The sequence below is a fragment of the Pannonibacter phragmitetus genome (assembly GCF_050510895.1).
Taxonomy (GTDB): domain Bacteria; phylum Pseudomonadota; class Alphaproteobacteria; order Rhizobiales; family Stappiaceae; genus Pannonibacter; species Pannonibacter phragmitetus_B.
The window spans coordinates 100,347-114,533 of sequence record NZ_JBNINT010000002.1; the positions used below are offsets into that span (position 1 = coordinate 100,347).

Annotated in this window: 13 protein-coding genes and 2 pseudogenes; 5 read left to right on the forward strand and 10 right to left on the reverse strand. The window is 64.6% G+C overall.

The annotated features are described in order from the left end of the window. Nucleotides 1-213: 213 nt before the first annotated feature. A complete protein-coding gene (locus ACQB61_RS21765) occupies nt 214-1,371 on the reverse strand; it encodes an ABC transporter substrate-binding protein (protein ID WP_430514522.1) in 1,158 nt (385 codons plus the stop codon). 280 nt (nt 1,372-1,651) lie between these two features. Between ACQB61_RS21765 and paaG the strand changes: the two genes are divergently transcribed. The 4 genes and pseudogenes from paaG to ACQB61_RS21785 all read left to right on the forward strand — a co-directional run bounded on the left by paaG (nt 1,652) and on the right by ACQB61_RS21785 (nt 5,184). After that, on the forward strand, nt 1,652-2,482 hold the full coding sequence (paaG, locus tag ACQB61_RS21770) for a 2-(1,2-epoxy-1,2-dihydrophenyl)acetyl-CoA isomerase PaaG (RefSeq protein WP_430514523.1): 831 nt from the start codon (nt 1,652-1,654) through the stop codon (nt 2,480-2,482). Continuing rightward, nucleotides 2,479-2,925 carry a hydroxyphenylacetyl-CoA thioesterase PaaI gene (gene paaI / locus ACQB61_RS21775; RefSeq protein WP_430514524.1) on the forward strand — a complete coding sequence of 149 codons (447 nt, stop codon included), beginning with the start codon at nt 2,479-2,481 and terminating at the stop codon, nt 2,923-2,925. Before paaG ends, paaI begins: the two co-directional genes overlap by 4 nt. A gap of 213 nt (nt 2,926-3,138) precedes the next feature. Next, nucleotides 3,139-4,447, forward strand: a pseudogene (gene paaK, locus ACQB61_RS21780) (phenylacetate--CoA ligase PaaK). Nucleotides 4,448-4,584: 137 nt separating this feature from the next. Then, a complete protein-coding gene (locus tag ACQB61_RS21785; protein WP_430514525.1) occupies nt 4,585-5,184 on the forward strand; it encodes a TetR/AcrR family transcriptional regulator in 600 nt (199 codons plus the stop codon). Between the two features lie 52 nt (nt 5,185-5,236). Here the strand turns inward: ACQB61_RS21785 and ACQB61_RS21790 are convergent, their stop codons facing one another. Then, nucleotides 5,237-5,695 (reverse strand): Lrp/AsnC family transcriptional regulator, encoded by a 459-nt coding sequence (locus ACQB61_RS21790; RefSeq protein ID WP_430514526.1) that lies wholly within the window; start codon nt 5,693-5,695, stop codon nt 5,237-5,239. A 130-nt stretch (nt 5,696-5,825) separates the two neighbouring features. Here ACQB61_RS21790 and ACQB61_RS21795 point away from each other — a divergent pair, with 130 nt between their 5' ends. Then, nucleotides 5,826-7,031, forward strand: a complete 1,206-nt coding sequence (locus tag ACQB61_RS21795; RefSeq protein WP_430514527.1) for a methionine gamma-lyase — start codon at nt 5,826-5,828, stop codon at nt 7,029-7,031. Between the two features lie 115 nt (nt 7,032-7,146). Here ACQB61_RS21795 and ACQB61_RS21800 read toward each other — a convergent pair whose 3' ends face one another. From ACQB61_RS21800 to paaA, 8 genes and pseudogenes are all read right to left on the reverse strand, one after another. Next, nucleotides 7,147-7,461, reverse strand: coding sequence for a type II toxin-antitoxin system RelE/ParE family toxin (locus ACQB61_RS21800; protein ID WP_430514528.1), 315 nt, complete (start codon nt 7,459-7,461; stop codon nt 7,147-7,149). Continuing rightward, on the reverse strand, nt 7,442-7,732 hold the full coding sequence (locus tag ACQB61_RS21805) for a type II toxin-antitoxin system ParD family antitoxin (RefSeq protein WP_430514529.1): 291 nt from the start codon (nt 7,730-7,732) through the stop codon (nt 7,442-7,444). Before ACQB61_RS21805 ends, ACQB61_RS21800 begins: the two co-directional genes overlap by 20 nt. 386 nt (nt 7,733-8,118) lie before the next feature. Further along, entirely contained in the window at nt 8,119-10,194 is a 2,076-nt protein-coding gene (gene paaZ, locus ACQB61_RS21810; protein WP_430514530.1) for a phenylacetic acid degradation bifunctional protein PaaZ, read from the reverse strand. Between the two features lie 88 nt (nt 10,195-10,282). Continuing rightward, nucleotides 10,283-11,359 (reverse strand): 1,2-phenylacetyl-CoA epoxidase subunit PaaE, encoded by a 1,077-nt coding sequence (gene paaE / locus ACQB61_RS21815; RefSeq protein ID WP_430514531.1) that lies wholly within the window; start codon nt 11,357-11,359, stop codon nt 10,283-10,285. Nucleotides 11,360-11,370: 11 nt separating this feature from the next. Then, a pseudogene (gene paaD / locus ACQB61_RS21820) lies at nt 11,371-11,918 on the reverse strand (1,2-phenylacetyl-CoA epoxidase subunit PaaD). 5 nt (nt 11,919-11,923) lie between these two features. After that, nucleotides 11,924-12,691, reverse strand: a complete 768-nt coding sequence (paaC, locus tag ACQB61_RS21825) for a 1,2-phenylacetyl-CoA epoxidase subunit PaaC (RefSeq protein WP_430514532.1) — start codon at nt 12,689-12,691, stop codon at nt 11,924-11,926. After that, nucleotides 12,691-12,975 carry a 1,2-phenylacetyl-CoA epoxidase subunit PaaB gene (gene paaB, locus ACQB61_RS21830; protein ID WP_430514533.1) on the reverse strand — a complete coding sequence of 95 codons (285 nt, stop codon included), beginning with the start codon at nt 12,973-12,975 and terminating at the stop codon, nt 12,691-12,693. Before paaB ends, paaC begins: the two co-directional genes overlap by 1 nt. An 85-nt stretch (nt 12,976-13,060) precedes the next feature. Then, nucleotides 13,061-14,059 (reverse strand): 1,2-phenylacetyl-CoA epoxidase subunit PaaA, encoded by a 999-nt coding sequence (gene paaA, locus ACQB61_RS21835; protein ID WP_430514534.1) that lies wholly within the window; start codon nt 14,057-14,059, stop codon nt 13,061-13,063. Nucleotides 14,060-14,187: the final 128 nt, after the last annotated feature.

Genomic DNA, 14,187 nt, shown 5'->3' on the forward strand with positions numbered 1-14,187 from the left:
GGAGATGTCAGCGCAAGCTGACAGAGGGGGTATCAGCGCCTCAGCACGGCAGAGCGTCTCCCACAAGCGGACAGTCAGTTACCCCCTCTGCCCCCTGACGGGGGCATCTCCCCCTCAAGGGGGAGAGGAACTGGTGCCTGTCTGGAAGTCCGGAAGAGACACTGCCCTAAGAGGAGCCCCGGACCAAAAGCCCGGGACTGCCCCTTCGTCACCTCATTCGATGACCGTCCACTTGCCGCCCTTGATTTCCAGCATACGGAAGGCGGAGAGGTCGAGGCCGAGGTGGTCTTCGGGAGACATGGTGTAGATGCCCGTGGTGCCAGCAAGGCCTGAGGTTGCCTCGATGGCATCGCGGATTGCGCCCGGCTCGGCAGAGCCAGCCCGCTTCAGCGAATCCACAAGGATGAGGAAGGCATCATTGGCATAGCCGCCGAAGGTGCTGACCGGCGTGCCGGTGCGCGCTTCAAATGCAGCCTTGTAGGCATCAACCGCAGGCTTCTGCGGATCGCCATCCTTCAGCAGGTCCGCCACCAGCAGCGCCGTGCCCGGCAGGCGCACGCCTTCAGCCGCATCCTCACCCGCCAGCTTGATGAAGCCATCGGAAGCGACACCATGAGACTGGTAGAACGGCAGGCCGACGGCAAGCTGCTTGTAGTTGCGCGTCACGATGGACGGCCCCTGGCCGAAGCCGGGGTTCAGCACTGCCTGCACGCCGTCCGTGCCCTTGATCTTGGTCAGCTGCGCCGTCATGTCGGCGTCCTTGGGATCATAGGTCTCGTCGGCCAGGATCTCGATGCCATAGTCACCGGCCACCGACTTGCACTGCGCCTGCATGGAGGCGCCGAAGCCGTCCGTGCCGGAAATCATGCCGATCTTCGTCAGGCCGCGCTTCTTCATGTCCTCGAAGATCTTCTGGCAGGCCATGCGGTCGGTGTGCGGGGTCTTGAAGGTGTGCGGCTTCACCGGGCTGATGATGTCGATGGCACCGGCCAGCGAGATGAACGGCACTTCCGCATCTTCCGCCACCGAGAGAATCGACATGGTGGTGCCGGTGGTGGTGCCGCCGATGATGGCCACCACCTCGTCATCCTCCACAAGGCGGGTGGCGAAGGTGCGGGCCTTGTTGGGGTCGCCGCCGTCATCATAGGAAATGAGGGTGATCTTCTCGCCGTTGACGCCGCCCTTGGCGTTGATTTCCTCAACCAGCATTTCCAGCGTCTTGGCTTCCGGGTCACCCAGGAAGGCCGCCGGGCCGGTTGCGGAAATGGATGCGCCAATGCGGATTTCGGCAAGCGCGCCAGTGACAAGGCTGGTGGCAAGGCCAAGGCCAGCCACCACTGCCAGCGCAGTTGTCGTCAGATAGGTCTTCATGCTCTCCTCCCACGGAAACCGGACCGGTATTTCTCTCTCAACGGGATGCGGCCCGTCCGTTTGGCCACTCCTCTGGCCAGCTGGAACGGGGGTATAACGGCAAGGACACATGTCAGCCCTGCTTGCGGGCAGTGCCCGGCGAGCAATCGGCATTCAGGTCCTTGCGAAGTCCTCCCGCCGGCCCATCCCTGACCGGCAAGGATTATCATTGACCGGCCGGTCGGTTTATGCAAGAGCTTTTATGTCCGGTCCCATGGCCCGGACGGGAGGAGACAAGACCATGCCCGAAACTGGGACGAAAACTGGGCCCGAAACCGGGACCGAGAGCACCACCGTGCTGGTGGCACTGGACAACGGTGTGCTGCGCCTGACGCTGAACCGGCCGGAAAAGCTCAATTCGTTCAACGAAGAGATGCACCTTGCCCTGCGTGCTGGCCTGAACCGCGCCCATGAGGATGCGGCCGTGCGTGCCGTGCTGCTGACGGGTTCAGGACGCGGCTTTTGCGCCGGGCAGGATCTGGGCGACCGCGACCCGCGCAAGGGTGGCCCGGCGCCGGACCTCGGCCACACGCTGGAGACCTTCTACAACCCCACGCTCCGCCTGATCCGCAGCCTTGAAAAGCCCATTGTCTGCGCCGTCAACGGCGTGGCCGCAGGGGCTGGCGCCAATATCGCGCTGGCCTGCGACATCGTTCTGGCGGCAAAATCCGCCCGTTTCATTCAGGCCTTCGCCAAGATCGGTCTCATCCCGGATGCCGGTGGCAGCTGGAGCCTTGCCCGCATTCTGGGCGAGCCCCGCGCCAAGGCTTTGGCGCTGACCGCCGAGCCCCTGCCCGCAGAAACCGCCGCCAGCTGGGGCCTGATCTGGAAGGCCGTGGAGGATGACGCGCTGATGGGCGAAGCGGAAGCCCTTGCCGCCTCGCTCGCCGCCGGTCCGACGCTGGGTCTGGGCCTGACCAAGCGGCTCATTCAGGCCGCCGCCACCAACACGCTGGACGAACAGCTCGACATGGAGCGCAATTTGCAGCGTCAGGCCGGGCGCAGCGCCGACTATGCCGAAGGCGTCACCGCCTTTCTTGAAAAGCGCAAGCCGGAGTTCAAGGGCCAATGAAACCGCTCAGCGCCATGACGCCGCAGGAGATCGCCGAAGCCTCCGCCCGCTCCCTCTGGGAGGGTGACACTGCCACGCAAGAGCTTGGCATGCGCCTTGAAGAGGTTGGCCCCGGTACCGCGACGATCAGCATGACTATCACCGCTGCCATGTCCAACGGGCACGGCACCTGCCACGGCGGCTATCTGTTCACGCTGGCCGACAGCGCCTTTGCCTTCGCCTGCAACAGCCGCAACCAGCACGCTGTCGCGCAGCACTGTTCCATCACCTACCTGATGCCCGGCCGCATCGGCGACCGGCTGACGGCGCAGGCCGTGGAAGTGTCACGGCAGGGCCGCTCAGGCATCTATGACGTGCGCATCACCAATCAGGACGGCCAGCACCTCGCCGAATTCCGCGGCCACTGCCGCACCATCAAGGGCACGCATATTCCCGAGGGGTGAGACTCACGGCACTGCCTCTCAGCCCCCTCCCCTCGTGGGGAGGGGTAAGGGGTGGGGGCGCGGAGCCAGAGACGCGCTGAAGGACGGAAGATTTGTTGGGAGGAGCTGCGGCAAGAGGAGATGCCCCGCCCTCAAGGGCCAAAACTGACGGTAAATCACACGCGCCAAGGCGCAAAAGCCGAATACCCGACTGGATATCCTGGGGAGGAGACCATGGAAGACCTGACGCCGGACCGCAAGTCGCTCGACCCGATCGAGACCGCGTCCCGTGACGAGATCGAGGCGCTGCAGTTTCACCGCATGAAGCGGTCGCTGAAGCACGCCTATGAGAATTCGCCCTTCTACCGCAAGCGCTTCATCGAGCATGACGTGCACCCGGAAGAGCTGAAGAGCCTGAAGGACATTGCCCGCTTCCCCTTTACCACCAAGCAGGACCTGCGCGACACCTATCCCTTCGGCATGTTCGCCGTGCCGCGCAACAAGCTGACGCGGGTCCATGGCTCTTCCGGCACCACGGGCAAGCCCACGGTTGTCGGCTACACCGCCAATGACATTGACGTCTGGGCCAATCTGGTGGCCCGCTCCATCCGTGCCGCCGGCGGGCGGCCGGGCGACATGCTGCACAATGCCTATGGCTATGGCCTGTTCACCGGCGGCCTTGGCGCCCACTTCGGCGCGGAGCGGCTGGGCTGCACCGTGGTGCCGATTTCCGGCGGCCAGACCGAGCGGCAGGTGACGCTGATCAGCGATTTCCAGCCGGACATCATCATGGTCACCCCGTCCTACATGCTGGCAATCCTTGATGAGTTCCGCCGTCAGGGGCTCGATCCGCGCCAGTCCTCGCTGAAGACGGGCATCTTCGGCGCCGAGCCCTGGACCAACGCCATGCGCCGCGAAATCGAAGAAGCCTTCGACATGCACGCGGTTGATATTTACGGCCTGTCGGAAATCATGGGACCGGGCGTGGCGCAGGAATGCGTGGAGACCAAGGACGGCCTGCATGTGTGGGAAGACCATTTCTACCCGGAAATCATCGATCCGGTGACGGGCGAGGTGCTCCCCGATGGCGAGATGGGCGAGCTGGTGTTCACCACCCTCACCAAGGAAGGCCTGCCGATGGTGCGCTACCGCACCCGCGACCTGACGCGGCTTCTGCCCGGCACCGCCCGTTCCATGCGGCGCATCGAGAAGATCACAGGCCGCAGCGACGACATGATCATCCTGCGCGGCGTCAACGTGTTCCCGACGCAGATCGAGGAGCAGATCCTCAAGTGCAAGGGCCTTGCCCCGCATTTCCAGATCGAACTGAGCCGCGACGGGCGCATGGACACCATGACCGTGCATGTGGAATGCACGGGGAGATGGCAGGCGATGATGCCCGCAAGTCCTCCGCCGGGGAGCTTTCACATCACATCAAGGCCGTGGTCGGCGTCTCGACCCGGATCAACATCACGCCCCCGGCGGCGTCGCCCGCTCGGAAGGCAAGGCCAAGCGGGTGGTGGACAACAGGCCGAAGGAATAAAAGCCCGTGCGGCGCATGAGCGGCACAACATCAAGCCCCTGCGGCATCACGGCCCATGGGGCGAACCCCTGACAACCGGGGGCGGATCGGCTAAACAACGCGCAATCCGCCCGTTTGTCATGAACAGGAACAGCAAGATGGCTCGCACGCGGGCAGCAGACTTTGAAGAGAAGCAGCGCAGCATTCTGGACAAGGCAGCGCAGGTCTTCGCCGAGCAGGGCATGGAAAAAGCCTCCATGTCCCAGATCGCCAGCGTTGCGCAGGTGTCCAAGGCCTTGCTCTATCATTATTATCCGAGCAAGGACGCGCTGATCTACGCCATCATCGTCACACATCTTGAAGCGCTGGATGAGGCCATCGAGGCCGCAGACGACCCGTCCCTGCCGCCGGGCGACAGGCTGCGGCGGCTGGTCGGCGCAGTTCTGGAGAATTACCGGGGCGCGGACAACCAGCACAAGGTTCAGCTCAACGCCACCTCCGCCCTCTCGGACGAGCAGAAAGCCGGCATCACCGCGCTGGAGCGTGGCATCGTGCGGCGCTTCTCCACCGTGCTGGAGCTGATCAACCCGGACCTCAACAGCCGCGAGCGCCCGCTGCTGATGCCCGTCACCATGTCGCTCTTCGGCATGATGAACTGGGTCTACATGTGGTTCCGCGACGGCGGCCGCATCAGCCGCGAAGACTACGCCGGCGTCGCCACGACGCTGATCCTGGAGGGGATCAAGGCGGTCAGGTGAGAATGAAGCCTGGAGCCGTCCGAAATTCTCACGCAAAAACGATGGATCCTTGTCACGGAAACACGCTGGTTTCCTTGACCACGCCATAGACAAGGCTCGTGTTGATGGACGCGATGCCGGGAATGTGGTGCAGCTGATCGCGGACGAAGGCCTCATAGGCCTTCAGGTCGGCGACGACAACGCGCAGCAAATAGTCGGCCTCACCGGTCATCAGATAGCAGGCAAGGATTTCCGGGATGCGGCGGACGCGCGCCTCGAAGTCCGAGACATTCGCCCCTTCGTGCCGCTGCAGGGAAATGCGGATGAATGCCGTGATCTCCAGTCCGCAGGCAGCCGGATCGACCTTGGCCGCATAGCCCGTGATGATCCCGCGCTCTTCCAGAAGCCGTACCCGGCGCAGGCAGGGCGACGGCGACAGGTTCACCTTCCCAGCGAGCTCCTGATTGGTCAGGCGGCCATCCTCCTGCAAGGCGCGGATGATCTGGCGGTCCTTGGGGTCCAGGCGTGGCATCAACGGTCGCTACTCCGGCTTGTCTTGGCAATATCTGCTAAATCATACCCATAATGTGGCATATCTTGAAAGCACCTGCCAGCCTGTCAGCAGTATTCTCCTTGCACGATCTGATCTGGAGGAGCAGCCCATGACCCTGAAGTCCAACGCCGGCTTTGCAACGCGCGCCATCCATCACGGCTATGACCCGATGGACAACGAAGGCGCCCTGACGCCGCCGATGCACCTCACCTCCACCTTCGCCTTTGACAGCGCCGAACAGGGCGCGGCGATCTTTGCCGGCCGTGAGGGTGGCTATTTCTACTCGCGCATTTCCAACCCGACGCTGGATCTGCTGGAGCGGCGCTGCGCCGTGCTCGAAGGAGCGGAGGCCGGACTCGCACTGGCCTCGGGCATGGGTGCGATCACCTCGGTGCTGTGGACCTTCCTCCAGCCGGGGGATGAGGTCATCACCGACAAGACGCTCTACGGCTGCACCTTCGCCTTCCTGCGCCACGGCCTCGCCCGCTTCGGCATTACGATCACCCATGTCGACCTGACGGCCCCGGCCGATCTGGAAGCGGCGATCAGCAGCAAGACGAAAATCGTCTATTTCGAGACGCCAGCAAACCCGAACATGCGGCTGGTCGATATTGCCGCCATCTCCGCCATTGCCCGCAAGGCCGGTGCGCGCACCGTGGTCGACAACACCTATGCGACCCCGGTCCTGACCCGCCCGGTCGAGCTGGGAGCCGACATCGTTGTGCATTCGGCAACCAAGTACATGGGCGGCCATGGCGATCTTGTCGGCGGCATTGCGGTGGGTCCGGGCGCGGACATCCAGCAGGTCCGTCTGGTCGGAATGAAGGACATGACAGGGGCCGTGATGGCGCCGTTCAATGCCCATCTGGTGCTCAGGGGCCTGAAGACGCTGAAGCTGCGCATGGAGCGCCACTGCGCCTCTGCAATGGAGGTGGCACGGTTCCTTGAGGCGCATCCCGCAGTGGCCAAGGTGTATTATCCGGGCCTCGAAAGCTTCGCCCAGCATGATCTCGCCCGCCGCCAGATGCCGGGCTTCGGCGGCATGATCGCCTTTGAGCTGAAGGGCGGCTACGAAGCCGGGGCCACGCTGATGAACCGCCTGATGATGATCCGGCGTGCCGTATCACTCGGCGACTGCGAGAGCCTGATCCAGCACCCGGCCTCGATGACCCATTCCACCTACACGCCGGAAGAGCGTGCCGCGCATGGCATCTCCGAAGGTCTGATCCGCCTGTCCGTGGGCCTTGAAGAGACCGCCGACATCATTGGCGATCTGGACAGCTCGCTGAACCAGGCCGGAGCAGCGGCAGCCTGATCCCGCCGGGGCGATACGGCGGCAGTGAAAAGCTGCCGCCTGCAGCCTGCCCGGTCCTCGCGCGCGCGCCGGGCCATGGAGCTGAATGAGGCCTGAGCAAATGTGCTCTGGCGCCTTACTCCTTCAGCAAGCTCTCGTAGTCACGGCCACCATAAAAGACATTGGTGATCTCTACCGTGCCGTCCTTGATCACATATGCGATGACCGCCCGCTTCTCGAACGGAACTGTGCGCAGTCCCGGCAACAGATCATCTCTAGGCCGTCCACCGGACGGAACCTCGCCTATGCGCAGACAGGCCTGCACCAGCCAGGAGGTAAAACGCTGCGCTGTCTCAGGGTCAAGGCTGACCTCATAAATCCAGCGGTAAACATCCTGAATATCGGTGATGGCGGCTTCCCGGAAGGTGACCTCAACGGCTTTCACCGCCATGCCCTTTCACCGTTTCCGCGTGAAGAGCTTCGAGGCGCGTCATGACTTCATCCGCGCTGACGGAGGGCCGGGGATCATCGGCAGAGGCCTTCACCCGCTGGCGGATGGCGGCCATGCGTTCGGCATGCTCCTGCCGTTCGCGCTGCCAGATACGCACTGCATCCCGAAGCGCCTCACTCGTCGACGCATATTCGCCTGAAGCGACACTGGCACGGATGACCTGCATCATCTCGGGCGTCATTGTCACGCTGATCTTCTCGGCATTCTGCATGGCGGATCTCCTTGCCTTCGGAAAAAGTAGCATAATATCCCACCAGGCGACAAGAAAGTTCCTTTTTGTTCTGAGTTTGCCTCGGTGACGCTGCAAAGCCTCACACCCTCTCCGCGCCGCCCCGGCCCCAAATCCCACACTGTGCCCGGGCCTGTTAGGGGCGCGCAGTCCTCTCCGCCGTTCCCCGGGCGGAGCGAAGCGCAGACCCGGGGGCCACTCACTTGCAGAGCGGTGAAAAAGTTACTGAAGGCACATGAGACACAATTCGTGTCATCTGCGGTTGTGTCCGGCATCTCTCTGCGAACGAGTGGGCCCCGGCTCGCGCAGCGCTTGGCCGGGGTGACTCAGTGCCTGATGCGGGGCTGAGCGCACCCTCGCCCCGTCCCCTACTCCGCAGCCGCTGCGGCTTCCGCCACCGGGGGCCATGTCTTGGCGACCATGGTGAGCACGTCATATTGCGCCACCACTTCTCCCGACTGGTTGGTGACCTGGCAGTCCCAGCGCACTTCGCCGTGTTCGGCGTTGGCGCGGGGGTTGATCTCCTTGCAGGTCAGCCGGACTTGCAGCGTGTCGCCGAAATAGACCGGCGTCAGGAAGCGCAGGTTGTCGACGCCGTAATTGGCCAGCACCGGGCCCGGTGCCGGATCGACGAACAGCCCGGCGGCGAAGGAGGCGATGAGGTAGCCGTGGGCCACCCGGTCGTCAAAGAACGGATTGGCTTTGGCCGCTTCGCTGTCCATGTGGGCGTAGAAGGTGTCGCCGGTGAAATGGGCGAAATGCTCCACGTCTTCCTGCGTTACCTCACGGGCGGCGGTGACGATCTGGTCGCCGATGGCAAGCTCTGCGAGGGACTTGCGGAAGGGATGGACGCCCTGCTCTGCCTCTGCGCCCTCGATCCAGCGGCCCGTGACGGCGGAGAGCAGCCGGGGCGCGCCTTGCACGGCGGTGCGCTGCATATAATGCTTCACGCCGCGCATGCCGCCCATTTCCTCGCCGCCCCCTGCCCGGCCCGGCCCGCCATGCACCAGCGGCGCCAGCGGCGAGCCATGGCCGGTGGAGGACCTGGCGGAAGCGCGGTTACCGATCAGCACGCGGCCATGGAAGGGCGCGAGGCCCAGCACCATCTCCTCGGCCACATGCGGATCATCGGTGAACACCGAGGACACCAGCGAGCCCTTGCCCATCTGGGCCAGCTCGACGGCTTCTTCCAGATCATCATAGGGCATGACGGTGGATACCGGGCCGAAGGCCTCCACATCATGCACGGCGCCGGCCTCAAAGGGCTTCGCGCAATACATCAGCACCGGGTTGAGGAAGGCGCCCGCCTCCGCATCGCCCGAGGCAAGGCGCACGTCATCCGGATTGCCCGCAACGATTTCCGCGTCGGCCTGAAGTTCGGTGATGCGCTCGCGCACTTCCTGCCGCTGGTCAAGGCTGGCCAGCGCGCCCATGCGCGTTGCCTCCTCGCCCGGCAGGCCCGGCAGCGTTTTCGCAAGGCGATCGCGCAGGGCATCAATCAGCGGCTCCACATGGGCACGCGGGGCCATGACGCGGCGGATGGCGGTGCATTTCTGCCCGGCCTTGGCGGTCATCTCCCGGGTCACTTCCTTGACGAAGAGGTCGAATTCCGGCGTGCCCGGCGCAGCGTCAGGGCCGAGGATCGCCGCGTTGAGGCTGTCGGCCTCCATGGTGAAGCGCACCGCATTGGCCACAACGGCCGGATGCGCCTTGAGCTTGCGGCCCGTCCAGGCGGAGCCGGTGAAGGTCACCGCGTCCTGCCCGGTCACATGGTCGAGAAGATCGCCGACGCTGCCGCAGATCAGCTGCAGCGCGCCTTCCGGCAGAATGTCCGAGGCGATGATCTGGCGCACGCACAGTTCGGTCAGATAGGCGGTCTGGCTCGCGGGCTTGACGATGCAGGGCACGCCCGCCAGCAGGGTGGGCGCGATCTTTTCCAGCATGCCCCAGACGGGGAAGTTGAAGGCGTTGATGTGGACGGCGACACCGCGCAGCGGCGTGAGAATATGCTGGGCGCTGAAGCTGTTGTCGCGGGACAGGGGCTCCACATCGCCATCGGTCAGCACGCGGGTGTTGGGCAGCTCGCGCCGGCCCTTGGAGGCAAAGGTCAGCATGGTGCCGATGCCGCCCTCGATGTCGATCCAGCCATCGGCGCGGGTCGCGCCCGTGTGCAGGCTCTCGGCGTAGAGCGCTTCCTTCAGCTCCATCAGATGGAGGCCAAGCGCCTTCAGCATCGCCGCCCGGTCATGGAAGGACATGGCGCGCAGCTTCGCCCCGCCGGTCCGCCGCCCGTAGTCGAGCGCGGCGGCAAAGTCGAGGCCGGTGGCATCCACCTCAGCCACCGGCGCTCCGGTGGCCGCATCGCGCAGAAGCTGGCCCTCGCCGGTTCCGGCAATCCAGCGTCCGCAAACATGGCTTTCAAGACGGCGCGGGGCGGCAGTCATGGGCATTTCCTTCTTTCAATGATCCTGCCCGCCAGAGGCGGGTTACTCCAAGGCTCCGGGATGCAGGCGCCTCAGGCCTTGAGGGGCCTCATTCGTCGTAGGTCACCACCACCTTGTCCGTCAGCGGGCGGGCCTGGCAGGAGAGCGCGTAACCGGCGCGCACTTCGTAATCTTCCAGCGCGTGGTTGACGGCCATTTCCACCTCGCCTTCCAGCACCTTGCAGCGGCAGGTGGAGCAGACACCCGCCCGGCAGGAGTAAGGCGCGTCGAGGCTGGCAGCGAGCGCGGCCTCCAGAATGGTCTCACCATCGCGGCCCATCTCGAAGCTGCGGGTCAGGCCGTCGAGCGTGACAGAGGCCTGCGTGCCCGTGCCCGGCGCAACGGCATTGCGGGAGACGGCGGGCGCCTTCGCCCGGCCTGGCTGGCCGGAGGCGAACAGCTCGAAGCGGATCTGGCTGTCATCCAGCCCATGCTTGCGCAGGCTGGCGGCGATGGTCAGCATCATCGGCTCCGGCCCGCAGATGAAGGCCGTGTCCACGGCGCTGGCGTCGATCCAGTGGGTGAAGAGCGCCTTCATCTTTTCCGCGTCGATGCGCCCGGTGAAGAGGTCGATCTCCTGCCCCTCCTGCTCCAGCACATGGATGACGGAGAAGCGCCCGAGATAAAGGTTCTTCAGGTCCTCCAGCTCCTCGCGGAACATGATGGAGCTGATCTGCCGGTTGGCATAGACGAGGGTGAACTTCGAGCGCGGCTCGCGGGCCAGCACCGTCTTGATGATCGACAGCACCGGCGTGATGCCAGAGCCCCCGGCAAAGCCGAGATACTGGCGGCCCGCCTCCGGATCGAGCGGCGTGAAGAAGCGGCCCATGGGCGGCATGGCTTCCAGCACGTCGCCGGGGTGCAGCGCCTCATTGGCCCAGGTGGAAAAGGCACCGCCATCCACCCGCTTGATGCCCACCTTCAGCACGCCCTCATCAAGGCCTGCGCAGATGGAATAGCTGCGGCGCAGCTCCTCGCCGTCAAACTCGCGGCGGAAGGTCAGATACTGGCCTTGCGTGAAGCCGAAAAGCGGAAGGTCCTCCTCGCGCGGGGCAAGGGTGACAACCACCGCATCGCGGGTTTCGCGGCGCACACCGGTGACGGTCAGCGGATGAAAACGGGCCATGGCTTGCGTCCTCAGATGCACTTGAAATAGTCGAAGGGTTCAAGACAGTCCGTGCAGCGGTAGCTGGCCTTGCAGGGGTCGAGCCGAACTGGCTGACCTTCTGCGTGGCTGCCGAGCCGCAGCGCGGACAGGTGATCGCAAGGTTGCTGCCGGAGACGAGCCGCGCCACGCGGCCCTGAACCCGGCCTGCGATCTGCCCGGCAACACGGCCATCGGGCGCCGTGCCGTCGATGGGCGGGGCGATGCCATACTGGCGCAGCTTTTCGCGCCCCTCCGGCGTCAGCCAGTCCGTGGTCCAGGGCGGCGACAGGCGCCGTTCCAGCCGCAGATCGGTGATGCCCTTTGCCCGCAGCGCCGCCTCGATGTCGAGGTTGATGATGCTGGTTGCCGGGCAGCCGGAATAGGTGGGCGTCACCGTCACCACCAGCGTTTCATCCTGCCAGGCCACATCCCGGATGATGCCGAGATCGGTGAGGCTGATCACCGGAATTTCCGGGTCCGGCACTTCGGCGAGCCAGGACCAGACTTCCGCCACATCAGGATGACGCGCGCTGGCCATGGCACTCACCACGTTGCGCCGGGATAGGCGCGCTGCAGGAACTGCATTTCGGCCAGGATATAGCCCAGATGCTCCGTATGGGTGCCGCGCTTGCCGCCCTTGTGCTGCCAGGCCTCGCCCGGATGGGCAAGCCCGGCTTCTGCCAGCACCGCGCCCACCGTTTCATCCCAGCCCGCCTTCAGGCTGGAGGGCAGCGGCACAGTGCCGGAAGCGGCCAGCGCTGCATCCGTTTCGTCATCCATGAACATCTCGCCGGTATAGGCCCACAGCGCCTTCAGCGCCTTGGCCATGCGGGCGTGGCTTTCCTCCGTGCCATCGCCAAGGGCGATCACCAGCGCGGCGGACCGGTCGAGGTGATAGGCCGCTTCCTTGGCCGCTTTCGCGGCAATCTCCGCCACACGCGGTTCACTGGAGGCCTTCAGCGCATCCAGCAGCTCCACATGGAAGGCATCGAACAGGAACTGGCGCATCACTGTGTGGCCGAAGTCGCCGTTCGGGCGCTCCACCAGCAGCAGATTGCGGAAGGCACCGGCATCGCGCAGATAGGCGAGCGCATCGGCGTTGCGGCCCTTGCCCTCCACCTCGCCGGCCAGCCCCAACCACAGCTGGCATTGGCCGATGAGATCCAGCGCCTGATTGGCAAGCGCGATATCCTCTTCCAGCGCCGGGCCGTGGCCGCACCATTCGGACACCCGGTGCCCGAGGATCAGCGCGTTGTCGCCCATGCGCAGCAGCCACTCGAACAGCGCCGCCTGATGTGTCGCGCTGGCCATCACATGTGCCCCACTTCTTCGGGAATGTCGTAGAAGCTCGGGTGGCGGTAGACCTTGCTGTTGGACGGCTCGAACAGCGGCCCCTTCTCCGAAGGCACGGAGGCGGTGATGTTTTCCGACTTCACCACCCAGATGGAGACGCCCTCATTGCGGCGCGTATAGACATCGCGCGCATGGCGGATGGCCATGTCCGCGTCCGGCGCATGCAGGCTGCCCACATGGCGGTGATTGAGGCCATGCTGGCCACGGATGAAGATTTCCCAAAGGGGCCATTCGCTGGGCATGTTCCGCGTCCTCCCGCAAACACGTTGAAATCAGACTGTTTTTTGCCGGGCGCCTGAAAGACTCAGGCGCCGCACCGGCCTCGGTCTATTCGGCGGCAACCCGCGCCGCCGCACGGCGCGCGTCCTGCTTGGCGGCATGGGCCATCAGCCCCTCGCGCACCCAGGCGCCATCTTCCCAGGCCTTGACGCGGGCGCCGAGGCGCTCCTCATTGCAGGGGCCATTGCCGGAAATAACGGCGAAGAACTCGCTCCAGTCCGGCTCGCTGAAATCGTAGCCGCCCTTTTCCTGGTTCCACTTCAGCTCGGGATCGGGAACGGTGAGGCCGAGATATTCGGCCTGCGGCACGGTCTGATCGACGAACTTCTGGCGCAGTTCGTCGTTGGTGTTCATCTTGATCTTCCAGGCCATGGACTGGGCGGAATGCACCGAGTCCTTGTCCGAGGGGCCGAACATCATCAGCGAGGGGAACCAGAAGCGGTTCAGCGCATCCTGCGCCATCGCCTTCTGCTCCGGCGTGCCCTTCGCCATCTTCATCATGATGTCGTAGCCCTGCCGCTGGTGGAAGCTCTCTTCCTTGCAGATGCGGATCATGGCGCGGGAATAGGGGCCATAGCTGGTGCGCTGCAGCGGCACCTGATTCATGATCGCCGCCCCGTCCACCAGCCAGCCGACAGCGCCCATGTCGGCCCAGGTCAGCGTCGGATAGTTGAAGATGGAGGAATACTTCATCTTGCCCGCATGCAGCAGGTCGATGAGTTCATCGCGGGAGACACCCAGCGTCTCGGCAGCGGAATAGAGATAGAGCCCGTGGCCCGCCTCGTCCTGCACCTTGGCCAAGAGGATCTGCTTGCGCTCCAGCGTCGGTGCGCGGGTGATCCAGTTGCCTTCGGGAAGCTGTCCGACGATCTCGCTGTGCGCGTGCTGGCCGATCTGGCGGATCAGCGTCTTGCGGTAGCCCTCCGGCATCCACTCCTTGGGCTCGATCTTCTCGCCCCGGTCGATGCGGTCCTGAAAGGCTGCCTCTTCCGGTGTCATGGCCTCACGGGCCTTGCCGCCTTCGGATGTCACAAGCTGGGCATACATGATCCGGCCTCCTCCCTCGCCAACCGCCCTGATCCGCGCCTGATCCAGCGCCTTGCAGAAACGTAACGGCCAGCTCACTCCTCATATCGCTGACCGATCGGTCGATTTATACGCCCAAAACCGTCACA

What these genes read in the sequence shown, in the direction of transcription:
- ACQB61_RS21765 (WP_430514522.1), bottom strand. Translation starts at nt 1,371, where the DNA reads ATGAAGACCTATCTGACGACAACTGCGCTGGCAGTGGTGGCTGGCCTT.
- paaI (WP_430514524.1), top strand. Translation starts at nt 2,479, where the DNA reads ATGAAACCGCTCAGCGCCATGACGCCGCAGGAGATCGCCGAAGCCTCC.
- paaA (WP_430514534.1), bottom strand. Translation starts at nt 14,059, where the DNA reads ATGTATGCCCAGCTTGTGACATCCGAAGGCGGCAAGGCCCGTGAGGCC.
- paaZ (WP_430514530.1), bottom strand. Translation starts at nt 10,194, where the DNA reads ATGACTGCCGCCCCGCGCCGTCTTGAAAGCCATGTTTGCGGACGCTGG.
- ACQB61_RS21800 (WP_430514528.1), bottom strand. Translation starts at nt 7,461, where the DNA reads ATGGCGGTGAAAGCCGTTGAGGTCACCTTCCGGGAAGCCGCCATCACC.
- paaC (WP_430514532.1), bottom strand. Translation starts at nt 12,691, where the DNA reads ATGGCCAGCGCGACACATCAGGCGGCGCTGTTCGAGTGGCTGCTGCGC.
- ACQB61_RS21785 (WP_430514525.1), top strand. Translation starts at nt 4,585, where the DNA reads ATGGCTCGCACGCGGGCAGCAGACTTTGAAGAGAAGCAGCGCAGCATT.
- paaE (WP_430514531.1), bottom strand. Translation starts at nt 11,359, where the DNA reads ATGGCCCGTTTTCATCCGCTGACCGTCACCGGTGTGCGCCGCGAAACC.
- ACQB61_RS21795 (WP_430514527.1), top strand. Translation starts at nt 5,826, where the DNA reads ATGACCCTGAAGTCCAACGCCGGCTTTGCAACGCGCGCCATCCATCAC.
- paaG (WP_430514523.1), top strand. Translation starts at nt 1,652, where the DNA reads ATGCCCGAAACTGGGACGAAAACTGGGCCCGAAACCGGGACCGAGAGC.
- paaB (WP_430514533.1), bottom strand. Translation starts at nt 12,975, where the DNA reads ATGCCCAGCGAATGGCCCCTTTGGGAAATCTTCATCCGTGGCCAGCAT.
- ACQB61_RS21805 (WP_430514529.1), bottom strand. Translation starts at nt 7,732, where the DNA reads ATGCAGAATGCCGAGAAGATCAGCGTGACAATGACGCCCGAGATGATG.
- ACQB61_RS21790 (WP_430514526.1), bottom strand. Translation starts at nt 5,695, where the DNA reads ATGCCACGCCTGGACCCCAAGGACCGCCAGATCATCCGCGCCTTGCAG.